Genomic DNA, 25,655 nt, shown 5'->3' on the forward strand with positions numbered 1-25,655 from the left:
TTAGGGAATATTTTTTTATTTCTTTACTAATGAAGCGATAGTGATCCCTTCCATTGCCTTTAGAGTTTTATCTCTTATCAGAAGCAAACCGTGACGCAGACTGCATTCAGACTCGGTTTTGCAATCAGAACATGGCTCGTAAAAATTTAAAGAAGCGCAAGGCAAAAGCGCAATTGCACCGTCAAATAAACGGTGAATTTCGGCCAAAGTAATTTCATTTTTGGATTTTATCAGATAATAACCGCCAAATTTTCCTTGCTTGCTACTCACAAAACGTCCTCGTTTTAGATCCAGTAAAATCTGTTCTAAAAACTTTTTAGGAATGTTGGCGCCATCAGCAATTTCTATCGTTCTTGAAATGTGATTTTCGTCTTGTTCTGCTAAATAAAGTAAGGCCTTAAGGGCGTATTTTGCTTTATGTGATAACATCTATTTTTTAATTATGAATTATAAATTGTGAATTATGAATTTTTAAAACTGAAAACTAGTTTTTAGTATAAAGCCATAAACTTGAAACCTGAAACAAAGAAACAAAAAGTCCTACCAGCCTCCGCTAGAACCTCCACCTGAGAATCCGCCTCCGCCAAATCCTCCGCCGAAGCCACCGCCTCCGCCACCAAAACCACCTCCGGATGATCCTCCGCCGAAACCGCCGAAACCACCTCCGCTGCTTCTGCCAAGACTGCTTAAAAGAATTACATCCATCAAGCTAGGGCCGCCACCGCCGTTGTTGCCAGAATTTCCTCCACCGCCTCTTTTATTTCGAGATAGTAAAATTAATACAATTACAACAATTACAATGAAAGGTAATATAGGAAAGTCTTTTCCTTTGGTTTGTTGTTTTCTTTCTCCTTTGAATTTTCCTTTAAAAACATCAATTATAGCATCCGTTCCTTTGTCAAGACCGTTGTAAAAACTTCCTGCTTTGAACTCCGGAATAATAATATTTCGAATTATAGTTCCTCCAATTCCTGCCGTTAAACGATCTTCAACTCCGTATCCTGGATTAATGGCAATTTTTTTCTCATTTTTAGCCAATAAAATGACAACACCATTATCGTCTTTTGCAGTTCCTCCAATTCCCCAGGTTTGTCCCCATTTTGTTGCTAACTGGCTAACATCTTCACCTTTTAAACTTTCGATTGTAATAATTACAATCTGAGTTGTGGTTGAATCTGAATAGCGAACTAGTTTTTCTTCTAATTGTGCTTTTTCAGTCGAACTTAAAATGTTGGCATAATCATAAACAGAAGTCTGAAAACTTGGTTTCTCCGGAATTGTAAATTGTGCAAAAATACAATTGGTTGTAAAAAGGGCTAATAATAGAAAGGATAATGTAAAAATTCCTTTTGACTGAGATATTTTGTTTTTGGAAATTTTCATTATTTATCCTTTTGAGATTTCGTTAGATAATTCGTTTGTGTCATTTTCAGACCACGGAAAATATTTTTTTAATTGTTCGCCGGCGTTTAAAATTCCGTCGACGATGCCCTGCTTAAAGTTTCCTGCTTTAAATTGTTCTGTCATTTTATCTTTGGTACAATCCCAAAAATCAGAAGATACGAGGTCGTTTATACCTTTATCTCCACAAATGGCAAAACTTTTATCGGCAACAGCAAAGTAAAATAAAACCCCATTTTGTTGTTGGGTTTCATTCATTTTTAATTCATAAAAAACTTCTAAAGCCCTGTCAAAAGGGACTTTAGAAGTTGTTTGTTCTATATGTACTCTAATTTCGCCAGAAGTGTTTTTTTCGGCCACGCGAATAGCTTCAACAATTGCTTGTTCATCTTCTTTGGATAAAAAATCTTCTACTTGTGACATTGGAATTATTTTAGAGTTTAGATTTCAGATATTAGATTTTAGACGATATCTTAGTTTCTAAGAAGTCTAATAATCTAAAAATCTAAATTTAGAATTTTACTTCAACTGGTTTATCAGCGCCTTCAACAGCATTAAAGTATGCTTTTTCTTTGAAACCGAACATACCTGCAAATAAGCTGTTTGGGAATGTTTTAATGTGGTTGTTGTAAGGAGCTACAGCTTCGTTGAAACGCGTTCTTGCCGTCAAAATTTGATTTTCAGTACTGGCCAATTCATCTTGTAATTTCAGGAAATTTTCATTTGCTTTCAATGTTGGATATTGCTCAACAGAAACCAATAATCTTGATAAAGAAGATGATACACCACTTTGTGCTTTGTTGAATTCAGCAAGTTGTTCTGGTGTAATATTAGAAGGATCTACAGTTACACTAGTTGCTTTTGCACGAGCTTCGATTACTGCAGTCAGAGTTGATTTTTCGAAATCAGCAGCACCTTTTACAGTATTTACTAAGTTTCCGATAAGGTCATTACGTCTTTGGTAAGCCGTTTGAACATCTCCCCAAGATTGCTCAACAGTTTGATTTAATGTTACAGCAGTATTGTTAATTCCTTTAACCCAGCTGTAAATTACAAAAATAACAACAGCACCAATAATCCAAGGCAAAAATCTTTTCATGTGTATTTAATTTAAGTTTATTTTTAGTTTTGATTTATTATTATAATTCGTTCTTTATTTCGTTTAATTGTGTTTTTATGGTCTCTAATTTACGTATTATTTCGAATTTATCTAATGTTTTCTTTTGTCCTTCTTTTAAATGTGTTTTGGCACCTTCTAATGTAAAACCTCTTTCTTTAACCAAATGATAGATTAATTGCAGGTTGGTAATATCTTCCGGCGTAAACATTCTGTTGCCTTTGGCATTCTTTTTAGGTTTCAAAATATCAAATTCACTATCCCAAAACCGTATCAATGATGCATTGACATTAAAAGCTTTGGCTACTTCGCCAATGCTGTAATATCTTTTATCCTTTGAAAGCTCAATATGCATGTTTTTTTTATTTCTAATTTATTTCAAAAATAACACTTTTTAAAGTATTAATCTAATGACTGGTTTTCCTGATTCGCCATTTGCGAAATGGCCACATATTCTACAGCAGAAATATTGCCGTAATAAAAATTCAATGGATTTACGACTTTTCCATCTTTATGAACTTCATAATGGCAATGCGGACCTTCAGATCTTCCGGTACTTCCCACATATCCAATAACAGCACCTCTTTTTACTTTTTGTCCCGGCCTGCAGTTGTATTTGCTTAAATGTGCATACAAACTCTCGTAACCAAAACCATGCCTGATGACGACATGATTTCCAAATCCGGAAGCCGAATTATCAGCTCTTGCTACAACGCCATCTCCTGTTGCATAAACCGGAGAACCGGTGTTGGCAGTAAAATCCATTCCATTGTGCATTTTTCGCACTTTCGTGAAAGGATCAATTCGATAACCAAAACCCGAGGCAACACGTTTTAAATTTTCATTCTGAACAGGCTGAATCGCCGGAATTGCCAATAATAAATTTCCTTTGACGCTAGCTAATTTCAAAATTTCATCCAATGATTTTGATTGAATCGCCAGTTCTTTTGAAAGTTTATCAATTCGTTTTGTGGTATTCAAAACCAATTGCGAATTGTTATAACCTTCTAAATCTTTATATCTTTTCGGATCTCTGAATCCAGCTTTCCGAATCGAATCCGGAATTTCTGCCTTATTAAAATAAATCCTGTAAATATTATTGTCTCTGTCTTCTAACGCTTCGGTTACATCATCAATTTCGTCCATTTTTTTATTCAAAATAGCATATTGCAATTTCAAATTTTCAATTTCACGAGCCTGCAAACGATCTTTTGGTGTTTCGAAATATGGAGTATTAATTAAAAGAACAAAAACCATGAAGCCAAACAGCGCTGAGGCTAATAAAAACAACAATGCATAGCCAATTTTCGCCCTTTTTCTGGTTTTTATTTTCGTATAAGCCAGATTTTCTGAGTCGTAATAATATTTTACTTTCGCCATATTTTAAAATACCCTATTTTTGCAGCTTGTAAAATAGTTAGTCGAACAAAATTAAGAAATGTTTCAGTTGTTGACTGCTTTTTTTCAAGAATAAAAATAATTAGATAATGTGTCAATTTGATAATTAGATAATGTATTAAAAACGGAATTTATTGTTTTAAATTTTACGGTTTTTTAATAAAAAAATCTAATGGTCAGATTTTCAGATTGATGAATTATCTAATTGATACATTTTCAAATTATCTCATTAATAAACATGAAATCACAAGACGTACGTAAACAATTTTTAGACTTTTTTAAAAGCAATGGACATCTTATTGTTCCATCGGCTCCTATCGTTCTTAAAGACGATCCAACACTAATGTTCAATAACTCGGGAATGGCCCAGTTTAAGGAATATTTTTTAGGAAACGGAACACCAAAAAGTAAAAGAATAGCCGATACGCAAAAATGTCTTCGTGTTTCAGGAAAACATAATGATCTTGAAGATGTTGGTTTTGATACTTATCATCATACCATGTTTGAGATGCTAGGAAATTGGTCTTTTGGCGATTATTTCAAAAAAGAAGCAATCAACTGGGCTTGGCAGTTATTGACGGAAGTTTATAAGATTCCAAAGGAAAATCTTTATGTTTCTGTTTTTGAAGGAAGCAAAGAAGATAATGTTCCTTTTGATCAGGAAGCTTGGGATATCTGGAAAACATTAATTGATGAAGACCGAATTATTCTTGGAAATAAAAAAGATAATTTCTGGGAAATGGGAGATCAGGGACCATGCGGACCTTGTTCTGAAATTCACGTTGATTTACGTTCTGAAGAAGAAAAAGCACAAGTTTCAGGTAAAAGTTTAGTAAACAATGATCACCCGCAAGTAGTTGAAATTTGGAATAATGTATTCATGGAATTCAACCGTAAAGCTGATGGATCTCTGGAAAAACTTCCTGCGCAACACGTTGATACCGGAATGGGATTTGAGCGTTTGTGTATGGCGTTACAGGGAAAAACATCAAATTATGATACGGATGTTTTTACACCACTTATCGAAAAAGTAGAACAAATTACAGGTTTAAAATATACATCTGATGAAATTAAAAACATCAGTGAAGAACAAAACAAAACGAATATTGCTATTCGTGTTGTGGTGGATCACGTACGTGCGGTTGCGTTTGCAATTGCTGACGGACAATTGCCATCAAACACGGGAGCTGGTTATGTAATTCGTAGGATTTTGCGTCGTGCGATTCGTTACGGATTTACATTCTTGAATACCAAAGAACCTTTTATCAATAAATTGGTAGAAGTTTTGGCAAATCAAATGGGAGAATTTTTCCCGGAAATCAAATCACAACAACAATTAGTTACCAATGTAATTCGTGAAGAAGAAGCTTCGTTTTTGAGAACTCTAGATCAGGGATTGCAATTGTTAGATAATGTTATTGCACAAACTACTGGTTCAGAAGTTTCTGGAGCAAAAGCTTTTGAATTGTATGATACTTTTGGTTTCCCGAAAGATTTAACTGCTTTAATCTTGAAAGAAAAAGGAATGTCTTTTAATGAAGCTGAATTTGATGCATCTATGCAGGAACAAAAAAATCGTTCACGTGCAGCATCTGAAGTTTCTACAGAAGATTGGTCAGTTTTGATTCCAGGAAACGTTGAAACTTTTGTTGGTTATGATCAATTAGAAAATGATGTAAAGATTACTAGAATTCGTAAAGTAGATTCTAAAAAAGACGGAATTCTATATCAGATCGTTTTAGATAATACGCCATTTTATCCAGAAGGTGGAGGACAAGTTGGTGATAAAGGAACTTTGGTTTCTGCAAACGAGACCATCGAAATTATTGACACAAAAAAGGAAAACAATTTGATTTTGCATCTAGCAAAACAATTGCCTGAAAATATTGAAGCTGGTTTTACAGCAAAAGTAAATAACGATTTAAGAGGTTCAACTTCTAAAAATCACTCTGCTACGCATTTAATGCATTTGGCTTTGAGAAATCTTCTTGGAACTCACGTAGAGCAAAAAGGTTCATTGGTAAATCCGAACTATTTGCGTTTTGACTTTTCACATTTTTCTAAAGTTTCAGATGAAGAATTACGTCAGGTTGAAGCAAGTGTAAATGCACAAATTGAAGCACAATTGCAATTGGTGGAACACAGAAATATTCCGATTAAAGAAGCATTGGATAAAGGTGCGATGGCTTTATTTGGAGAGAAATATGGAGATAATGTTCGTATGATCGAATTTGGCGAAAGTAAAGAGCTTTGCGGTGGAATTCACGTGAAAAATACGGCAGAAATCTGGCATTTTAAAATCATTTCTGAAGGTGCAGTAGCAGCTGGAATTCGTCGTATTGAAGCAATTACAGGTGATGCAGTAAAAGAATTCTATCAAAATCAGGAGAATACTTTATCTGAAATAAAGGAGACATTAAAAAATCCACAGGATATTTTAAAATCAGTAGCTTCTTTGCAAGATGATAATGCTAAATTAAAAAAACAAATTGAGCAATTACTAAAAGAAAAAGTAGGCGCTTTAAAATCTGAATTAGAGAAAGACTTTCAAGAAATAAATGGAGTAAATTTCCTTGCAAAACAAGTTGATTTAAGCATGGCTTCGACTAAAGATTTAGCTTCTGCATTGGGAAGTTCAAAAGCAAATTCATTTGTGTTTTTAGCTTCTATTGAAGATGGATTGCCAAACATTCACTGTTATATCGCTAAAGAATTGGTTGCCTCAAAAAGCTTAAATGCAAACGCAGTGATCAAAGAATTAGGAAAATATATTGAAGGAAATGGAGGAGGGCAGCCTTTCTTCGCATCTGGAAAAGGTAAAAAAGCTAACGGAATTGCTGAGGCTTTGGCTCATGCAGTTGATTTTGTGAAATAAAGCTTTTTAATCGCGCAAAGGCACAGAGTCGCAAAGTTTTTTAAAAGCTTTGCGGCTTTTTTTAGTTATAGTAATTTATTTTTGTAAGTTTATTCTTTAAATTATTGAGTATGACTGAAAATGAAATTTCGAGTGTGGTAGTTGATATTTGCTACAAAATGCATGTAAAGCTTGGGCCAGGATTGTTGGAATCGGTGTATGAATCAATTTTATATTACGAGTTAACTAAAAGGGGGTTATTTGTAGAAAGACAAAAAACACTTCCAGTTATTTGGGATGAAGTTAAACTTGATATTGGTTTTCGAACCGATTTAATAGTTGAAAATAAATTAATTTTAGAAATTAAATCAATAGAAAAAATAACAGAAGTTCATGCAAAACAAATTATGACATATTTGAAAATTACCAAAATGAAATTAGGTTTGCTGATAAATTTTAATGTGCCTTTAATTAAATTTGGTATTACAAGAATTGTTAATAATCTTTAAATTAAAATTAAAAAACAATTAGCATAAAGGCGAGAGTTACAAAAAACTTTGCGCCTCTGTGCCTTTGCGCGATTTTTTTTTAGATTTAGTCTTAAACCTACTTACGCTCCCCAATCTGCTGACGCCACATAGCGTAATACAAACCTCGCTCAACAATTAATTCTTCATGTTTACCTTGTTCGATGATTTTTCCTTGTTCCAATACAAATATCTTATCAGCGTGCATTACCGTAGACAAACGGTGTGCAATTAAAACCGTGATTCTGTTTTTATCTGATATATTTCTGATTGTAGCGTTAATTTCTTCTTCAGTTATAGAATCTAATGCCGAAGTCGCTTCATCAAAAATCAATAAATTCGGGTTTCTTAAGATAGCTCTGGCGATTGATAAACGTTGTTTTTCTCCGCCGGAAACTTTAATTCCGCCTTCTCCGATTGTTGTGTTTAAACCATCTTCGGCACGTTTTAATAATTTCTCACAACTTGCTCTTTTTAGGGCATCGTATAAATCTTCATCAGTTGCATTTGGTTTTACGAACAATAAATTTTCGCGGATTGTACCGGAGAATAATTGTGCATCCTGAGTTACAAAACCTAATTGTTTTCTTAAATCTAATAAATCAATTTCTGTAGAATCAATTTCATTATATAAAACCTGACCTTCGGCTGGTGTGTATAATCCAACTAATAATTTTACTAAAGTTGTTTTTCCCGAACCGGATGGCCCAACAAAAGCAATGGTTTCTCCTTGTTTGATTTCAAAATTGATATTTTCAACCGCTTTAAATTTGGCTGTTTTATGTTTGAAACTTACATTCGAGAAAAGTAAAGACTGAATTGCTCCAACGTGTTTAGGATTTTTTGGGCGAAATTCTTTTGGAGCACTTAACAAAGTTTTGAAGTTTTCCATAGAAACTTTGGTTTCATTCAAAGCGATAATAAAGTTTCCTAATTCTTGCAATGGTCCAAAAATGAAGAAAGTAAAGAAAACCATTGTCAATAAATCACCGACAATAATTTTTCCTCCAAATAAGAAATAATACAAAGTAAAAACAACACAGGTTCTTAAAAAGTGAACTGTAGTTCCCTGAATAAAACTCAAACTTCTGATAAAACGGATTTTCTCCAATTCCAAATGCAGAATTTTAAAAGTGTTTAAATTCAGACGTTTTTCTTCCTGATACGTTAATCCAAGACTTTTTACAAGTTCGATGTTTCGTAAACTTTCAGTTGTTGAACCAGCCAAAGCGTTAGTTTGATTCACGATCTTTTTAGAAACAACCTTAATTTTTTTACCAAGATAAGAACTAACCAAAGCAATAATGGGAGCAGTAATTAAAAAGATAATCGAAATTCGGTAATCAATACGGGCAACGTAAACAATTACGAACACAAATCCAATGACGGTTTGAAAAATCAAAGAAATCGAAAGTGTAATTAGTTTTTCTGAATCAGAACGTACTTTCGTCAGTTTACTCAAAGTTTCACCGCTTCGTTGATCTTCGAATTCGGCAAAAGGCAAATCAAGTGATTTTTTGATTCCGTCAGTATACATTTGAGCACCAGTTCGCTGAATGACAACGTTGGTAAAGTAATCCTGAAAGTTTTTGGTAACTCTTGAAACCATCGCTGCACCAAGAGAAAGTCCAAGCCAGAAAGAAAGCGATTTGATAAAACCAGTTGGATTTCCTGCGTATTTGTGTAATCCAACACCGCAATCCTGCATTAATTTACCGGTAATAATAGAGTCTGATAAACTGAAACAAATGTTTATAGAGGCCATAATCAAAGCAAAAAACAATAGCATTTTATGTCTGATTATATAAGAATATAATAATTTCATATGATTTTTAGAAAAGTGGAAGATGCAAAAGTAAGCAATTGTTTGGGTTTGTGTAGTTGATTTTTGTTATTAAAAATGTAAATTTTTTTATAACTGAGATTGACAGTGTTTTTTTAAGTCCTGGATGTTTTAATTTTTATAAATCCTATTTTTAACATTGTAATACTCTAAAATAAATTTAGGAAATAGCTAGGTATTTATACATTGTTTTTCTTTTAATTAAATTTTCTTACTAAGATAATTACAACTATGTTGCTTGTCATTAATATATTAAGAAGGCCTAAATTATAGTATAAGTTTTTATGTGGAATTCCGTAATGTTTTGATTTTGGGTTGTATTACATTTGCGTAAATAACAAATTTAACCTACTAAAAATGAAAAGACTTTTATTGTTTTTCTGCGCTTTAAATTTAGTGCAGACATCCTGTTCAAGTGATGAAAATCCTTCTAGTGCGGAGGATAAGTCCATCTTGCCTAAAACTATTTCTTATAGTTATCCTTCAATATATTTGGGTACAAATAGTAAAAGCATTTTAAGTTATGATGGAAATAAGCTATTAAGTAGCATTAAGGATGGCTCAAAAACGATTTTTACTTATACAGGAAGTGTTATTACAAAACAACAGCAATTTGATGTTGATTCAAAAGGTATAGAGACGAAAGATATCGAAGTTGTATATACTTATGAAAATAATAAATTAAAAACCAGGATTACCAGGGAGTCTTTTAGTACTAAATATCCTAATGGGGAATATATTGGTAAAACAGTATATACGCATGTTTCTAATAGTTTGATATCCTACATAAATTACTCAATTAATCCCGATACTCAATTAGAAACAAAAAATAGTGATGGCAGTCTTACTTATAAAGATGGTAATCTTGTTAAAGATCAGTTCGTTAGTGGTGTTAATGTTTCTACCAGAATTTATGAATATGATACTAAAAAGAATCCTCTTAAAAATATTTTAGGTCTTGATTTATTATTAAAAGAAACGGAGTGCTCGACAAATAATATATTGAAAATTAGTAGAACGGATAGTGGATTGCCTGACTCGAGTGTTTATTTGACAAATTATATTTACAATGATAAAGAGTATCCAACAAAACAGACATCACTTACCAGTGATGGTAAATCAATAGAATACGAAATTGAATATACCTATTAAGGAATTAAAACTTTGAAATAAATTAAAACCAAATACTTCTGTATTTGGTTTTTTTATTGGTGAAAATTGGTGAAATTCGTGTTTCAATTCAAAGCCATGCAATTCAGAACCCAAATTCCACTCTCAAAATCCAGTAATCCAATTGATTATAATTCGAAAGTGCTTTCGTTTGGTTCTTGTTTTGCAGAGAATATGGCTGAGAAATTCGATTATTTTAAATTTCAGAATGAAACGAATCCATTTGGGATAATTTTTAATCCGGTTTCGATTGAAAAAGTAATTGAAAGAACGGTTAACGAAAAAGGATTTACAGAAAAAGACGTTTTCTTTCATAACGAACGCTGGCATTCTTTTGAAGTGCATTCTGATCTAAGCAATTCAGACAGACAAGAATTATTAGAAACTTTAAACAAAGCAATTTCACAAACCAATAAGCAATTAAAAGAAGCGACGCATATCATTGTCACATACGGAACTTCCTGGATTTACAGAAACCTTGAAAGTGACGAAATTGTTGCCAATTGCCATAAAGTTCCTCAAAAGCAATTTTCAAAAGAATTATTGTCGGCAGATGCAATTCAAAAAAGCATCCAAAATACAATCGATTTAATTCAGACTATAAATCCCAACATAAAGTTCATTTTTACGATTTCGCCAGTACGCCACATAAAAGATGGCTTCGCAGAAAATCAATTAAGTAAATCACATTTATTCATGGCAGTTCATGGAGTTTTAAAAACTCATAACTCACAACTCATAACTCATAACTACTTTCCGTCGTACGAAATCATGATGGACGAACTTCGTGATTATCGTTTTTATACGGAAGATATGTTACACCCGAATCAGGTTGCTATTGATTATATCTGGCATAAATTCAGTGAAAATTATATGGCTGAAGAAAGCATTTCTTTAATGCAGGAAATCTCAGAAATACAAAAAAGCCTACGCCATAGAAGCTTTAATCCAGAATCAGAACAACATCAAAAATTCCTTGCTAAACTTCAGCAAAAAATAAATGCTTTGGGCGAAAAATGGCCAAATATCAAATTTTAAAAAGTAGGAAAATAATTATTTGTCCGTAAAATTCTGGAATATTTGCGCGAAATTATGTAAATTGTTAAAGTTTAAATTTTTCAATTTTGTAAACTGTAGAAATACTGCTTTATAAATAATGCAATTTTAATCTAACGTGTTTTACTGACGCATGAATACCAAAACAATTCATTTACTTAAAAAAACACTACGTGTACTGCTTTGGTGCGTGGGATCTATAATTGCACTTTTATTACTTCTTATTATTTTAATCCAAGTTCCGTCAGTGCAGAATTTCGTTAAGGATAAAGCGATAACCTATCTGCATGATAAAATCAAAACCAAAGTTGCCTTAGACCATATTTCGATCAAATTTCCAAAAGATGTAGTGCTGGAAGGTTTCTATTTTGAAGATCAAAAAAAAGATACTTTGCTGGCTGGTAAACGTTTAGTTGTTGATGTCGATTTGTTTAAATTGGTTAGCAGTGAATTGGAGATAAACTCGGTTTCTTTAGAAAATACAACAGCTAATATTTCCAGAAATAAGGACGGCGTTTTCAATTTCGATTATATCATCAAAGCTTTCGAATCAAAAGAACCTGAAAAACCAAAGGATCCGGATAGCAAGCCTTTTACAATTTCTGTTGTAAAAGTAAATCTTGATAATATCAAATTCAATTTCAAAGATGATTATTCAAAAAATGATGTTCGCGTAAAATTGACACATTTTGATACGAAATTTAATGAATTCGATTTGGATAAAATGAATTTTGATATTCCGAATATTGCTTTGAATGGGTTAAAAGTAGTTTTGAATCAGGATGTTGTGGAGAAGATTGCTGAAGTTTCGGTAAAAACAGTTGACACAATTTCGAAAAGAAAAGATTTCAGTTTAAAACTCGGAAAAATCAGTTTATCAAAAATTGATATTGCGTATGACAATAAGGATTCCAAATTAGATTCGGGAATTAAACTCGGCAATCTTGATTTATCAGTCAATAAAATTGATATGAACAATCAGTTTTTGGATTTTAATACTTTCGAAATAAAAGATCTAAAAGGGAATTTACGTTTGGGTGCAAAAGACAAACAAATTAAAGCTCCGAGTTTAGACACAACATCAATTAAACAAACGGGTTGGAAAGTAAAATTGGCTGATGTGAATTTAGAAAATATCGCTTTCAAATTTGATGATATGCAATCGAAACCGCTTTCAAAAGGAATTGATTACAGTCATATGGATTTGGATAAATTCAATTTTAAAGCCGAGAAATTATATTATGGAAATGATACAATTTCAGGAAATATAAAATCGCTTGCCGTAAACGATAAAAGCGGATTGCAGATTCAGTCTTTAAAAACTGATTTCTTTTACGGACCAAAAAATGCTTCTTTAGAGAATTTATATTTAAGAACACCGCAGACGCTTCTGCAGAATAAAATAAAAGTTGCGTATCCTTCGCTTGACGCTTTAAAAAAAGATATTGCCAATCTAAGTCTTGATGCGAATTTAAATCAATCCAAAATCGGGTTTAAAGATATTTTATTATTTGCTCCGGATTTACAGAAAACAAATCCGTTTAAAAGTAATCCAAATGCGATTTTGTATTTAAATACACGCTTGAGCGGAAAAGTAAAAGATTTGACTATTCCGCAGTTTGAAATGAGCGGAATCGGGACGACAAAAGTTTCCCTTTCGGGAAAAATCAAAGGTTTGCCGGATGCTCAAAAAGCGTATTATGATTTAGATATTAAGAAACTTTCAAGCACTTCAAAAGATATTAATTCTTTTGTGCCGACCGGAACGATTCCGAAAAACATTCAATTGCCTTCTCAATTGAGTTTGCAGGGAAAATTTAAAGGTTCGGTTCAGAATTTCAAAACGAATCTGGCTTTAAAGAGCAGTTTCGGAAATGCTAAAATTGATGCTTTATTTGATCAGCGTGTTAAGAAAAGAGAGAAATACGATGCAACCGTTTATTTATTAGATTTTGATTTGGGAAGATTAATCAAAAATGATTCGATCGGAAAAATTACGCTTAAAGCGAAAGTAAAAGGAATAGGTTTAGATCCGAAAACGGCAAATGCTGCAATTGACGGTTTGGTTCAGAAGGCCGTTTTCAATAAATATACGTACAGAGATTTAGCCTTAAAAGGAAATATCGCGAATGGTTCATTTGCAGTAAAATCCGGAATGAAAGATCCGAATTTGAATTTTGATTTGGTAGCAAGTGGAAATACAAAAGAGAAATACCCAGCGATAAAATTAAAACTAAACCTGGACATCGCCGATTTAGAAAAACTGCATCTTCATGCCGGACCTATGAAATTACGTGGAAATGTCGATGCCGATATTGCCAATAGTAATCCTGATTTTTTAAACGGAAAAGTGTTTCTTTCTAACATTCAGGTTTTACAGGATAAGGAACCGATTGTTTTAGATTCCATCAGAGTTATTGCTTTTTCAGATGAGAATCGAAATAACATTAAAATTTCATCTCAATTTTTAAAAGCTGAAGTTGACGGAAAATACAAATTAACCACTTTGGTTTCGGCAGTAAAAAAATCATTGTCAAAATACATTGATTTAAAAAATCCAAAAGTAAACGGAGAATCTGACGAACAACGTTTGGCTTTCACATTAACGGTTGATAACGATCCGATTCTTTTCAAATTGGTTCCAAAATTAACTGGTTTAGAACCTCTTAAAATTGAAGGAAAATACAATAATGTAACCGATTCTTTAGAAATAAAAGGAACGATTTCGAGAATTGTTTATGCGGATAATACTATTGCTGACGGAAAAATAAATATTGAGGCCAAAGAAAATGCATTACAATACCAAATTTCTGTAGCAACGATTGAAAGCGGTTCTTTAAAAATTCCGTTCACGAGTTTATCCGGAAAAATCGAAAATAATATCTTGGATTATGCACTTGAAGTAAAAGATGCAAAAGACAAACAGCAGTATTTTATTGCAGGAAATTTCAAAGCAGAAGATTCTAAAAACATTTTCAAAATTGATGCAGAAAACTTCGTTCTGAATTATGATAAATGGAATATCGATCCTGAAAATGCAATTGAATTTGGAGGAAAAAGACTTTACGTTAATAAATTCTTTTTAGAAAATTCCGGAAACGAACTTAAAATTCAATCTAAGGGGAATCAGGATAATGCACCTTTACAACTCGATTTTGTAAACTTCAAAATTGAGACAATTATGAATATCGTCAAAAAAGACAAATTATTGATGCAAGGTTTGATCAACGGAAATGCTGTTGCCGAAAATGTAATGACAAAACCCACTTTTACATCAGACATAAAAATTGATGATTTTGCTTTTAAAGGCGAACCAGTTGGCGATATTGCGGTTAAAGTTGATAATAAAACAAATAATTTATTAAACGCCAATGTCACGCTGAGCGGAGAAGATAACGACGTAAATCTGACAGGAACATACGCGATTGCTGATGGAAATCTTGATTTTAATCTCGATTTGAATAAACTGAATATTAAAAGTATTCAGGGTTTCAGTATGGATAATATTAAAGAAGGAACGGGATATTTATCTGGAAATTTCAAAATTACAGGAAATACCAGCGCACCAAAAGTAAACGGAGAATTAAATTTTAATGATACTGGTTTTAGAGTGACGAAATTCGATTCGTATTTCAAAACTAAAAACGAAAAAATCACACTTCAAAATGATGTAATTACGTTTGATAGTTTCACTTTCCACGATGAAAACGACAATGAATTGACAATTAACGGAACTATTAAATCAGCAGATTATACCAATTTTGATTTCGGCCTGACCGTTATTGCAGACGATTTTAGAGCCATACATTCCAAGGAAAAAGACAACGATTTATTTTACGGAGATTTAATTTTAGATACCAAACTTAATATCAAAGGAACGCTTGAAAATCCTGTTGTTAACGGGAATATCAAAATCAAAGATGATACTAAATTCTCCGTTGTTTTACCTCAATCTGATCCATCAATTGCAGATAGAGAAGGGATTGTAGAGTTTGTAAACGAAGATAATGTCTACCTGAGACAAACAGCTGAAATGAAGGCAAAACTGGATCAGTCAGAATTACTTGGTATGGATGTAAGCGTTGCCATTTCAATTGATAAGGAAGCTGAACTTACTTTAGTCATTGACAAAGGAAACGGTGATTATTTAAATCTAAAAGGCGAAGCAGAATTGACTGGTGGAATTGATCCGTCAGGAAAAACGACTTTAACAGGTAAATATGAATTCTCGGATGGTGCGTATGAAATGAATTTCAACATGATCCGAAGAAAATTCAACATTCAGAAAGGAAGTTATATTATCTGGAATGGTGAGCCTACAATGGCAAATGTAAATATTACTGCAATTTATAAAGTAGAAGCGGCACCAATTGATTTGCTCGGAAATCAATTAGGAAGTGAATCTCAAACGACTAAAAATACCTATAAGCAAAAAATACCATTTCAGACTTTATTGAAAATGAATGGTGAATTAATGAAGCCTGAAATCTCTTTTGATATTGTCCTGCCAGACGGAAATTATGATGTATCATCTACGATCGTAGAAACTACACAGCAAAAATTAGAACAATTGCGACAAGAACCAGCAGAATTAAACAAACAGGTTTTTGCTCTTTTATTGTTGAACAGATTTATCGGAGAAAATCCGTTTGCAAGCGAAGCTGGAGGAACAAGCGCAGAATCATTGGCCAGACAAAGTGTGAGCAAAATTCTATCACAACAATTAAATGATTTAGCAGGAGAATTAATAACAGGAGTTCAGCTGGAATTTGATCTGGAATCAACAGATGATTACACTTCAGGAACAAGAGAAGACAGAACTGATTTAAATGTTGGAATTTCTAAAAAACTTTTAGATGACAGATTAAAAGTAACCGTTGGAAGCAGTTTCGCAGTTGAAGGTCAGGAACGCGCCAATGAAGAAAGCACGAATATTGCCGGAGATGTGGCGCTAGATTATCAGTTAACGAAAGACGGTCGTTATATGCTTCGTGCTTATCGAAAAAATGAATATCAGGTTGCGGTTGAAGGTCAGGTAATTGAAACCGGAGTTGCCTTTATTATTACCATGAGCTACAATAAATTCCGCGAGCTCTTTCATCGCACTTTAGCAGAAAAAGAAATGATTCGAGAAGAGAAACTGCGCAAGGAAAAGAAAAAACTGAAAGAGAAAGAAGATAAAGAAAAAGGAAAAGACGAAAATCAATTGGAAGGAAATGAGCAAAAAACATAGCAATAGGAGAACGGAATATATCAGATATTGTATTGCATTGTCCTTATTTTTTGTTTTTGGATGCAGCAATACAAAATACCTGCCAGAAGGCGAATTATTGTATACAGGTGGTTCTGTAACAATAAAAGATTCTGTTATTAAAAAGAAAGAAAGAAAAGAACTGGAGAAAGAGCTGGAAGGATTATTACGCCCAAAACCAAATAATGGTTTTTTAGGATTGCGTCCTAAATTATGGTTTTATAATATTGCCGGAGAACCTAAAAAACAAAAAGGATTTCGCTATTGGCTGCGCACAAAAGTGGGCGAGCCACCGGTACTTTTCAGTAAAGTTGATTTGGATTATAATGCATCTGTTTTACGAAATTTTACAGAAAACAGAGGTTATTTTAAAACGCGTGTCAGTGCTGATTCAACAGCTAAAAATAAAAGAGCAACGGCAGAATATACGGTTACGCCTAAACAACAATATATCATTAAAAACGTGACTTTTCCGGACGATTCCCTGGCAATGTCAAGAATAATTGGAAGATCAAGCCGAAGAAGTTTGTTGAAAGTAGGTAAGCCGTATGATTTGGATGTCATTAAGGCTGAACGGGAACGTATAGATGCAAGACTTAAGGAACGCGGCTATTATTACTTTAATCCGGATTATATTTTAGCTCAGGTTGACAGTACGAAAGGCGATCATGAAGTAAAAGTCAGACTGGTAATAAAACCTGATACACCGCCAAAAGCCCTTACAGCATACAAGATTAACAAAATCATTGTTTATCCTAACTTTTCTATTTCAAAAGACAGCTTAAAATATACGAAAGAAGATGTAGTTCAGTATAAGGATTTCACCATTATCGATACAGCAAATACTTTTAAACCCAGAGTTTTTGATCGCGCCATTTATTTCAAAAAGGGAGATTTATATAACAGAAAAGACCATAATTTAACGTTGAATCGATTTGTAAATCTCGGGACTTTTAGTTTTGTGAAAAATGAATTCAAACCTTCAGATAGTTTACCGAAGACTTTAGATTCGTATTATTATTTAACGTTGCTGCCAAAGAAATTCATTCGTGTTGAGGTTTTGGGGAAAACCAATTCGGCGAGTTATACCGGTACAGAATTGAATGTCAATTGGAATAACAGAAATTTATTTCGCGGAGCTGAATTACTCACCGTTTCTGTTTTTGGCGGAGCCGATTTTCAGCTTTCCGGAACCAACAATGGCAAGAATATTTATAAAGTGGGTACAGAAACCAGCTTAACCTGGCCTAGATTTATTGTCCCATTTTTTCATGTTGAAGGCTCGAGCGAATATGTACCAAGAACCAAAGCAACTGTGAGATATGAATATCAAAACAGAACACAATTGTATGCTTTGAATTCATTTAAAGCGTCTTACGGTTATTTGTGGAAAGAGAATGTTCGAAAAGAGCATCAATTAAATTTGATGGATATTACCTATGTAAGTCCGAATCATGTTACAGCAGAATATTTAGCCGATGCTGATAAAGATGAATCATTGAAAAAAGTAATCGAAAAACAATTGATTTTTGGTCCAACGTATACTTACACGTACACCAATACAATGCAGAAGCGGAAAAAGAATACCTTTTATTTTAGCGGAGAGGCAGACTTAGCCGGAAATATTACAGGATTAGTTACCGGAGCAAATGTCAAAAAGAATGATACGATCAAAATATTTGACGTTCCTTTTAGCCAATATGCAAAATTTCGAGGTGACTTCAGGCATTATTTGAAATTAGGAAAAGAAAGTCAATTGGCTAGCAGAATTATTGTAGGAGCTGGTATTCCGTATGGAAATTCAGGTGCTTTGCCAACATCTAAACAATTTGTAGTTGGCGGAACCAATAGTATTCGAGCCTTCAGGGCGCGATCTATTGGGCCTGGAAGTTACCTCAACACTGCAACTGATAACGATTATCTCCCAGATCAATCAGGAGATTTGAAATTGGAATTTAGTACTGAATACAGGGCTAAACTTTTTAGTATTGTAAAAGGTGCCGCCTTTATTGATGCGGGAAATATTTGGCTTATGAATGCTGATCCGAATAAACCCGGAGCTGAAATTTCTAAGGATTTTATGAAAGAAATTGCAGTTGGAGCAGGAGTCGGACTGCGTTTTGATGTCTCTTTCTTTATTTTAAGAACTGATTTGGCATTTCCACTTAGAAAACCTTATTTGCCCGATGGTGAAAGATGGGTAATCAAAGATATAGATTTTGGAAGCGGACCGTGGAGAAAAGAAAACCTGATTTTGAATATCGCAATTGGATATCCATTTTAAAAGTTTTTTCGCCACGAATTCACGAATTGAAAATTTGTAAAATTTGATTTCAGACTATCAATTTGTATTAAAGAAATTCGTGAATTCATGGCTAACATTTGATTTGCATTATAAAAAAAAGAAGTAAATTGGTCTAATAAAATAAAGTAATGCAAAATACACTCAAAAGAATTTTAGTTTTAGGATCAGTCATTTTCTTAATAATATTGGCTTTCAAATTTTGCCAATTTAAAAAAGATGATGACAAGGATATTGAATACAATACCAATTTAATTCAACAGCAAATTCTGAATGTCGGTAAATTAGTTGTGACTGAAGGTCATTTTTCAGAAGTGATCACCTATAAAAACCAGCAGAAATATTTTTTGAATATGGTTTCTTTTGAGAAGAAAGCATTGGTTGTCGTAAATGCAAATGTTACCGTTGCCTATGATTTGCATAAAATGAAATACGACATTGATGAAAAAAACAAAACCATTACAATTTTAAATATCCCGAAAGAAGAAATCACAATCAATCCGGATATTAAGTTTTACGATATTGAGCAAAGCCAAATGAATCAGTTTACCGGAGATGATTATAATAAAATCAATAAATCGGTTAAAGCGAATCTGGCGAAGAAAATCGAGAGTTCATCTCTAAAAACAAACGCTCAAAACAGATTAATTAGTGAATTATCGAAGATTTTAATCTTAACAAATTCAATGGGTTGGAAGCTACAATATAATGGCAAAACGATTGAATCTGAAAAAGAATTTAATGAAGATTTGAAATTATAAAAGAAGGTTCAAAGGTGCAGAGGTTCAAAGGGACAAAGGTTTTCCCAATCTTGTCATTTCGAGGAACGAGAAATCCCCGCGAGAAGCTCGACAAAGATTTGATTCTCTTTACGGAGTTACTTGCGGGGATTTCTCGTTCCTCGAAATGACAAACAGTACGCTTAATTACTGCTTTTTTAAAAAAACTTTGTGTCTTAGCGTCTTCGTGGCAAATCTCTAAACGGCTTCTTTATCAAAAATTAAATCCAATCCACCAGAAATCAAATGCGCCACTTCAGGACGTTTTTCTTTCAATTGATCCAAATGAACCAATACTTCTTGCAGAAGTTGTTTTTCATCAGAGTCTTTCAAAAGTTCTGCAATTTCAACAGAAAGCAACCAATCATTAGAGTGATTATTTTTCAGTTTTTCAAAAACAGCTTTTAGTTCCGATTTAGAATCTTTATTTTCTCTTATAGAACGAACCGTTTGAAAAAGAATTTCTAAATCATCACGCTCATCGGTATGTTTTGCTTTTATCGTTTGAGAAGTCGGAACAATATTAATCAGATCAAAACTATTCACATCGGCTGGACCAGAAAAAGCAGAAACTACTTTTTTACCAATGGCCATATCGTAATTTCCCCAATCAGGTTGGAATAAAATGGTTTCGCCATGTGTAACGGTACAATTTCTAAAACTAATTAAAATGATTTCTCCGTGTAAGTTTCTGGAACCTGTAATGATTTCTCCTTGAACAATAATATTGCCTTCAAACTCTAATTTTACGCTTTCATTTTCAACAATACTATAAGCCTGTAAATCCTTTGGGCTCATGTCTTCAATCGCCAAATTAAAACCTTTCAACTTCCCGATCGGACTTCCAAATCCGTGTGGATGAGTTAGAGTTCCGTGGCCAACCAATTCTTTTTCACGATAAGATAAAGCTGTTTTTCCTGTAGTCTGAATGTAAACCGGTTTTCCTTCGTCTTCCAAAACATTCGTAAAAACACCTGAAATTTGTAAACCTGTACTTAATTCAATAGTTCCTAAAGCATTCGAATGAATTAGTTTCTGAATTCCGGAAAGACCTCCGGTACGCAAAGCCATTTTATTGGCAAATTCTTCTAAAATTAAACTTAAATAAGAAAAATTTGGTGTCACATAAAGTTGAGGTTGTAACTGCGTGATATCAAAATTTTGATTCGCAGCTGAAATATCATAAGGGATTTTTTTTACGTTATCCGTCATACACCACGCACTTTCTCCAATAGAAGAAAGTAATCCGGCGCCATAAATTTTTGGATCTTCAACAGTTCCAATTAAACCGTATTCGACTGTCCACCAATGTAGATTACGAATCTGGGCCATTTCCGATAATTCGCCCATATTGTTTTGTAAATCGGCAACGGCCTTTTCAGCCTCGTCAATTTTTTGCTGAGGCGTATCTTCGGCTTCTTTCAAAATTGAAAGCAAACGAATCGCTTCGTACATTTGATAATCTTTGTGAGATGAAATCGCTTTACAGCCAATTTCTCCAAAACGTCTCAAATATTCTGCATATTCTGGATTTGCAATAATAGGGGCGTGGCCTGCACCTTCGTGGATAATATCTGGTGCGGGTGTATATTCAATATGTTCTAATTGTCTAATGTCTGAGGCAATTACCAAAACGTTATAAGCCTGAAATTCCATAAAAGCATTTGGCGGAATAAAACCGTCAACAGCAACTGCTGCCCAGCCAATTTCGGTCAGAATACGGTTCATTCCGTACATACTCGGAATAGAATCTATTTCGATTCCTGTTTTCTTCAAACCATCTAAATAAGAGTGATGGGCAACTTTTGATAAATGATCTACGTTTTTGCGCATCACATAACGCCAAACCGCCTGATTAATTGGCGTATAATCGCTATAATCCTGAGGTTTAATAAATTGCTTTAAATGTTTAGGCAAGCGCTCTAATAACGGATTTGTCTCAATATTTGGATTCATTTCGAAAACGTTGTAGATTAAGAATGTAAAATTACGAATTTAAGGCGCTAATTTTTGCTATTCATCACAATTTTTTTGTTCTAAAGTGTTTTTTATTGAGGTTTTAATATAAATTTTGTTTTGAGAAGTAGGGCTAGGGGATCGGTTTTCAAAAGAAAGTTTTCGAAGTATAAAAAGAACGATTTTCTAGCAATCGTTATTTTCATAATTAACTTTTTCCATTGTTTTCTCGTAGTTTTCCAGTTCTTTCTTCGTCATTGCTGTTTCTTTTAAATCGACCGGCAATTGCTTTTTAGCATCAGAACTTATCCATAAACCAGTATAAGTATTTCCGGTTTTCTTTAAAATTAAAACGCCACTAAACCCATGTTCGACCAAAACAAATTCGTTTTCTTTCTTTTTATTCTGTGTAACATTAAGTTGTATCCAGTTATTTGATTTATTATAGCGATACATGGCGGTAAACATTAAATCAGCGGTACATTGATTTTCTTCTGTTTTGATATAAACTGTTATGGGAGTTTTTCCATCAACAGATCCTTTGTATAAATTAGAAACTGGAGTCTGAGATTGTGCGTTTGAATGATTTAAAAAAGAAAAACAGATTATAAAAAACAGCATTACTTTTTTCATAATAAAATAGTGATTGGTTTTTGATTAGACTTTTTGTTGCTTTTTGCAGCTAATCAAATTTATCTAATTAGAATAGTATTCCAATCAAATTTCTGAATTAGTTTTAAGATTTATCTGATGGATTTCGTAATTGGTTTTCTGCATTTCTAAAATATTCAATTTTATGATTGAACATAAAAGCCATATTAGTAGCACGCATTTTAGCTTCTTCTGTAATTACTCCTGCAAATTGTGAATCGATTGTAGTGTTAAAAATCTGAATCCATCGGTCAAAATGTGTTTTGTCAACCGGTAATTGTTTGTGTGGAGGAAAGGGAGTTCCGGAATAAGCACGAACATCAAACAAGATAGTCTGCCAAAAACCATACATTTTTTGTAAATGAGGTTCCCAACGATCCTGAAGTTTATCATTAAAGATTGGACCAATCAGATCATCTTTTCTAACATTGTCATAAAAGCTGTTGACCATTTGCTTAATATCTTCAATAGTCGAAATATCTTTAAGAGTTTTCATGTTTTCTAAAAATTGAGGTGCAAAAATACGATATAACTTCATCTTTAATCCATGATATTTGTCATTTAACAGACAGACATTTCAGAGGATAAAATAGAACTTATCTGGAAAACCAGCTGTTTGTATAATATTGCAGCTGCTGAAAAATAAAAAGTAAGATTTTTTGCGCTTTTATTTTTATTAAAATATTGATTATCAATATTTTATTTTTTTGGCAGATAAGTTTTTGTTAAGGTAAATTTTACAAGTGATGTGTATTTGTAAAGTTTTAGTTATATCGATTTCGTGAAAATTGATATATTTTTGTTGTGTTTTAATAAAAATAATCATAATAAAATGAGAAAAAATTAACTATCAACAAACCACAAAAACCAAAAAAATGCACAAAACTACTCAAAAACCTACAATTCGGGTAAAAGCTTTTATGACACAAATTGTTATTATAACGCTTTTATTTATTACCAAAACAAATGCACAGACGGTTACACCTTTTATCACATCAGGTGATCAGACAAAATTACTCCAACAGCAGGGAACAGTAAGTTTCGGGACAAACTCAGGAACAAATCCCTCTACAATTACAGTAAATGCAGGAACAACATATCAAACTATGGATGGTTTTGGTTACACCCTTACTGAAGGAAGTGCCGAAGTCATCAGTGGAATGGCAGCAACGCAGCAAAACCAATTATTGAATGATTTGTACAATCCAACTACAGGATTAAACGCAAGTGTGATTCGTATTAGTATTGCGGCTTCAGATTTAAGTAATTCTTCTTATAGTTATAACGAAACTTCCGGAGATACTAATATGAATAATTTCAGTTTGAATGGACCGGATTTGACTTATCTGATTCCAATTATCAAAAAGATTCAGCTGATAAACCCAAACATTAAAATACTAGCAACACCATGGTCAGCGCCACGCTGGATGAAAACAAACGGCTCATGGGTTGGTGGAAGTCTGCAAACACAATATTATGCTGCTTACGCAAAATATTTTGTAAAATATATTGCCGCGATGCAGGCGCAGGGAATTCCGATTTGGGCCATCACACCTCAAAATGAGCCTGAAAATCCAAACAATGAACCAAGTATGTTAATGAATTCTACAGAACAAAAGAATTTTATTAATCAGCAACTTGGACCACAATTGGCTGCAGCCGGATATAGCGGAATTAAAATTATTGCTTTTGACCATAATTGTGATAATACAGCTTATCCTATTGATGTTTTAAATAATAGCAGTTATGTTGATGGTGCAGCATTTCACTTGTATTTAGGAAACATTTCAGCCATGTCGACTGTACGAAATGCGACAAATAAAAATGTCTATTTTACAGAACAATATACTGGATCTGGAGGAAGTTTCGGAGGGGATTTTGGATGGCACATGCAAAATGTAGTTATTGGAAGTACAAATAACTGGTCAAAAACAGTTCTGGAATGGAATGCTGCTAATAATTCAAGTTTAGGACCACGTACTCCTGGCGGATGTAATACTTGTTTAGGCGCAATTACTGTCAACAATAGTACAAGTTATACAAAAAATGTGGCGTATTATATTATTGGTCAAATATCAAAATTTGTAAAACCGGGCGCTTTGAGAATTTCTTCTTCGAGCAGTAGCGGAAGCATTGTTTCTGCCGGATTTAAAAATCCTGATGGATCAATTGCTCTTGTAGTATACAATTCAGGATCAGCCAATACAATCAAAGTTGTTTCAGGATCATCGGCATTTAATTATTCGGTTCCGGCTTCATCAGCAGTTACTTTTAATTGGGCAACAAGCAGTCCGGTTGCAGTAACAAGTGTAAGTGTTAGTCCAACTTCGGCTTCAATTTCCGCTGGTTCAACAACACAATTAACGGCAACCGTTTTGCCAAGCAATGCAACGAATAAAAATGTGAACTGGAGTTCAAGTAACACAGGTGTGGCGACAGTCAATTCAAATGGATTGGTTACAGGAGTATCGCAAGGAACAGCAATAATAACAGTAACTACAGTTGACGGATCAAAAACGGCAACAAGCGCAATTACTGTTACAGCTTCGACATCAACTTTTCCGGGTTATTACAATATCATTTCAAGAAACAGTAATAAAGGATTGGATGTTGCAGATAATTCAACAACCAGCGGAGGACGTATTCAACAATACGATGTTACAGGTGGCGGAGGAAGTAATCAACGCTGGAAATTTGTTTCAGACGGAGGCGGTAATTTCTACATTATTGTAAAATCAACCGGAATGTATCTGGCAGTTGAAAATAATGGTACGGGCGATGGATTAAAAGTACAGCAAAAGACTTTTTCAGCGTCTAACGAATTTAAATGGACCGTTACAAGTCTTGGAGGAGGGTATTATAAAATTATTAACGTAAACAGTGGAAAATCATTAGATGTTGAAAATGTTTCAACTGCAAATGGAGCAAATATTCAGGTGTGGGCTTATACTGGTGGATTAAATCAACAATGGCAATTGGTACAGGTTGAATCTACTGCCAAAAAAGCTTTAACCATAACAGAGAATGAAAGTCCGAATGACATGGCAATTTTCATTAATTCAACAAATGATTATTTAAAAATTGACACTAGTCATGAAGGAAATGGAGAAGTAGAATTATTCTCGATAGCAGGACAAAGTGTTTTAAAGAAAACCGTAAACTTTGCAAAAGGAAGTCAATCTGAAATTGAAATTTCAAGATTGCCAAAAGGCGTTTATGTCGTGAGAGTGAACGACAGTAAAGGCTCTTATTCTAAAAAAGTGTTGAAACAATAATTACAAATTTAGAATTCAATTAGTAATTTTATATTGATTTGAAAAGGCTGTCTAAGATTTTTAGACAGCCTTTTT

At 33.4% G+C, this 25,655-nt stretch carries 18 protein-coding genes; 8 read left to right on the forward strand and 10 right to left on the reverse strand.

The features are described 5' to 3' along the window. Positions 1–15 precede the first annotated feature (15 nt). From AC1RRN_RS08380 to AC1RRN_RS08405, 6 genes are all read right to left on the reverse strand, one after another. Complete coding sequence (locus tag AC1RRN_RS08380) at positions 16–429, reverse strand: RrF2 family transcriptional regulator (protein ID WP_056195014.1); 414 nt, start codon at positions 427–429, stop codon at positions 16–18. A gap of 111 nt (positions 430–540) precedes the next feature. Then, a complete protein-coding gene (locus AC1RRN_RS08385) occupies positions 541–1,383 on the reverse strand; it encodes a TPM domain-containing protein (protein ID WP_492966868.1) in 843 nt (280 codons plus the stop codon). A 3-nt stretch (positions 1,384–1,386) separates the two neighbouring features. Beyond that, entirely contained in the window at positions 1,387–1,824 is a 438-nt protein-coding gene (locus AC1RRN_RS08390) for a TPM domain-containing protein (protein ID WP_492966869.1), read from the reverse strand. An 88-nt stretch (positions 1,825–1,912) separates the two neighbouring features. Next, a complete protein-coding gene (locus AC1RRN_RS08395; protein ID WP_492966870.1) occupies positions 1,913–2,500 on the reverse strand; it encodes a LemA family protein in 588 nt (195 codons plus the stop codon). Positions 2,501–2,540: 40 nt separating this feature from the next. Then, positions 2,541–2,873 (reverse strand): MerR family transcriptional regulator, encoded by a 333-nt coding sequence (locus AC1RRN_RS08400; RefSeq protein ID WP_026985753.1) that lies wholly within the window; start codon positions 2,871–2,873, stop codon positions 2,541–2,543. 47 nt (positions 2,874–2,920) lie between these two features. Further along, the gene (locus AC1RRN_RS08405) at positions 2,921–3,898 is read right to left on the reverse strand and encodes a peptidoglycan DD-metalloendopeptidase family protein (RefSeq protein WP_492966871.1); all 978 of its coding nucleotides are present in this window, start codon (positions 3,896–3,898) and stop codon (positions 2,921–2,923) included. Positions 3,899–4,154: 256 nt separating this feature from the next. On the opposite strand from AC1RRN_RS08405, the gene alaS reads away from it, so the two are divergent. Together alaS and AC1RRN_RS08415 are read left to right on the forward strand one after the other, a co-directional pair. Further along, positions 4,155–6,791, forward strand: coding sequence for an alanine--tRNA ligase (gene alaS, locus AC1RRN_RS08410; RefSeq protein ID WP_492966872.1), 2,637 nt, complete (start codon positions 4,155–4,157; stop codon positions 6,789–6,791). Between the two features lie 110 nt (positions 6,792–6,901). Beyond that, complete coding sequence (locus tag AC1RRN_RS08415) at positions 6,902–7,279, forward strand: GxxExxY protein (RefSeq protein ID WP_492966873.1); 378 nt, start codon at positions 6,902–6,904, stop codon at positions 7,277–7,279. Positions 7,280–7,376: 97 nt separating this feature from the next. Here AC1RRN_RS08415 and AC1RRN_RS08420 read toward each other — a convergent pair whose 3' ends face one another. Then, complete coding sequence (locus AC1RRN_RS08420) at positions 7,377–9,122, reverse strand: ABC transporter ATP-binding protein (RefSeq protein ID WP_492966874.1); 1,746 nt, start codon at positions 9,120–9,122, stop codon at positions 7,377–7,379. A gap of 414 nt (positions 9,123–9,536) precedes the next feature. Between AC1RRN_RS08420 and AC1RRN_RS08425 the strand changes: the two genes are divergently transcribed. The 5 genes from AC1RRN_RS08425 to AC1RRN_RS08445 all read left to right on the forward strand — a co-directional run bounded on the left by AC1RRN_RS08425 (position 9,537) and on the right by AC1RRN_RS08445 (position 19,680). Further along, a complete protein-coding gene (locus AC1RRN_RS08425; protein WP_492966875.1) occupies positions 9,537–10,292 on the forward strand; it encodes a hypothetical protein in 756 nt (251 codons plus the stop codon). 96 nt (positions 10,293–10,388) lie between these two features. Next, complete coding sequence (locus AC1RRN_RS08430; protein WP_492966876.1) at positions 10,389–11,348, forward strand: GSCFA domain-containing protein; 960 nt, start codon at positions 10,389–10,391, stop codon at positions 11,346–11,348. 151 nt (positions 11,349–11,499) lie between these two features. Beyond that, positions 11,500–16,599, forward strand: coding sequence for a translocation/assembly module TamB domain-containing protein (locus AC1RRN_RS08435; RefSeq protein WP_492966877.1), 5,100 nt, complete (start codon positions 11,500–11,502; stop codon positions 16,597–16,599). Further along, positions 16,583–18,901 carry a translocation and assembly module lipoprotein TamL gene (tamL, locus tag AC1RRN_RS08440; protein WP_492966878.1) on the forward strand — a complete coding sequence of 773 codons (2,319 nt, stop codon included), beginning with the start codon at positions 16,583–16,585 and terminating at the stop codon, positions 18,899–18,901. Before AC1RRN_RS08435 ends, tamL begins: the two co-directional genes overlap by 17 nt. A gap of 149 nt (positions 18,902–19,050) precedes the next feature. Further along, positions 19,051–19,680, forward strand: a complete 630-nt coding sequence (locus AC1RRN_RS08445; protein ID WP_492966879.1) for a DUF4230 domain-containing protein — start codon at positions 19,051–19,053, stop codon at positions 19,678–19,680. Between the two features lie 216 nt (positions 19,681–19,896). Here AC1RRN_RS08445 and AC1RRN_RS08450 read toward each other — a convergent pair whose 3' ends face one another. The 3 genes from AC1RRN_RS08450 to AC1RRN_RS08460 all read right to left on the reverse strand — a co-directional run bounded on the left by AC1RRN_RS08450 (position 19,897) and on the right by AC1RRN_RS08460 (position 22,801). Beyond that, complete coding sequence (locus AC1RRN_RS08450) at positions 19,897–21,654, reverse strand: aromatic amino acid hydroxylase (RefSeq protein WP_492966880.1); 1,758 nt, start codon at positions 21,652–21,654, stop codon at positions 19,897–19,899. A 186-nt stretch (positions 21,655–21,840) separates the two neighbouring features. Then, positions 21,841–22,287, reverse strand: coding sequence for a hypothetical protein (locus tag AC1RRN_RS08455; protein WP_492966881.1), 447 nt, complete (start codon positions 22,285–22,287; stop codon positions 21,841–21,843). Between the two features lie 103 nt (positions 22,288–22,390). Then, positions 22,391–22,801, reverse strand: a complete 411-nt coding sequence (locus AC1RRN_RS08460) for a group III truncated hemoglobin (protein ID WP_492966882.1) — start codon at positions 22,799–22,801, stop codon at positions 22,391–22,393. A gap of 379 nt (positions 22,802–23,180) precedes the next feature. Between AC1RRN_RS08460 and AC1RRN_RS08465 the strand changes: the two genes are divergently transcribed. Further along, positions 23,181–25,580 (forward strand): RICIN domain-containing protein, encoded by a 2,400-nt coding sequence (locus AC1RRN_RS08465; protein ID WP_492966883.1) that lies wholly within the window; start codon positions 23,181–23,183, stop codon positions 25,578–25,580. The last annotated feature ends 75 nt before the right edge of the window (positions 25,581–25,655 follow it).

Source organism: Flavobacterium sp. GW821-FHT11G01 (assembly GCF_058808175.1).

Bases quoted from the DNA above. Each gene is read 5' to 3' on its own strand.
- AC1RRN_RS08430 (WP_492966876.1), top strand. From the start codon at position 10,389: ATGCAATTCAGAACCCAAATTCCACTCTCAAAATCCAGTAATCCAATT.
- AC1RRN_RS08385 (WP_492966868.1), bottom strand. From the start codon at position 1,383: ATGAAAATTTCCAAAAACAAAATATCTCAGTCAAAAGGAATTTTTACA.
- AC1RRN_RS08460 (WP_492966882.1), bottom strand. From the start codon at position 22,801: ATGAAAACTCTTAAAGATATTTCGACTATTGAAGATATTAAGCAAATG.
- AC1RRN_RS08415 (WP_492966873.1), top strand. From the start codon at position 6,902: ATGACTGAAAATGAAATTTCGAGTGTGGTAGTTGATATTTGCTACAAA.
- AC1RRN_RS08435 (WP_492966877.1), top strand. From the start codon at position 11,500: ATGAATACCAAAACAATTCATTTACTTAAAAAAACACTACGTGTACTG.
- AC1RRN_RS08465 (WP_492966883.1), top strand. From the start codon at position 23,181: ATGCACAAAACTACTCAAAAACCTACAATTCGGGTAAAAGCTTTTATG.
- AC1RRN_RS08380 (WP_056195014.1), bottom strand. From the start codon at position 429: ATGTTATCACATAAAGCAAAATACGCCCTTAAGGCCTTACTTTATTTA.
- alaS (WP_492966872.1), top strand. From the start codon at position 4,155: ATGAAATCACAAGACGTACGTAAACAATTTTTAGACTTTTTTAAAAGC.
- AC1RRN_RS08450 (WP_492966880.1), bottom strand. From the start codon at position 21,654: ATGAATCCAAATATTGAGACAAATCCGTTATTAGAGCGCTTGCCTAAA.
- AC1RRN_RS08400 (WP_026985753.1), bottom strand. From the start codon at position 2,873: ATGCATATTGAGCTTTCAAAGGATAAAAGATATTACAGCATTGGCGAA.
- AC1RRN_RS08445 (WP_492966879.1), top strand. From the start codon at position 19,051: ATGCAAAATACACTCAAAAGAATTTTAGTTTTAGGATCAGTCATTTTC.
- AC1RRN_RS08395 (WP_492966870.1), bottom strand. From the start codon at position 2,500: ATGAAAAGATTTTTGCCTTGGATTATTGGTGCTGTTGTTATTTTTGTA.
- AC1RRN_RS08455 (WP_492966881.1), bottom strand. From the start codon at position 22,287: ATGAAAAAAGTAATGCTGTTTTTTATAATCTGTTTTTCTTTTTTAAAT.
- tamL (WP_492966878.1), top strand. From the start codon at position 16,583: ATGAGCAAAAAACATAGCAATAGGAGAACGGAATATATCAGATATTGT.
- AC1RRN_RS08420 (WP_492966874.1), bottom strand. From the start codon at position 9,122: ATGAAATTATTATATTCTTATATAATCAGACATAAAATGCTATTGTTT.
- AC1RRN_RS08390 (WP_492966869.1), bottom strand. From the start codon at position 1,824: ATGTCACAAGTAGAAGATTTTTTATCCAAAGAAGATGAACAAGCAATT.
- AC1RRN_RS08405 (WP_492966871.1), bottom strand. From the start codon at position 3,898: ATGGCGAAAGTAAAATATTATTACGACTCAGAAAATCTGGCTTATACG.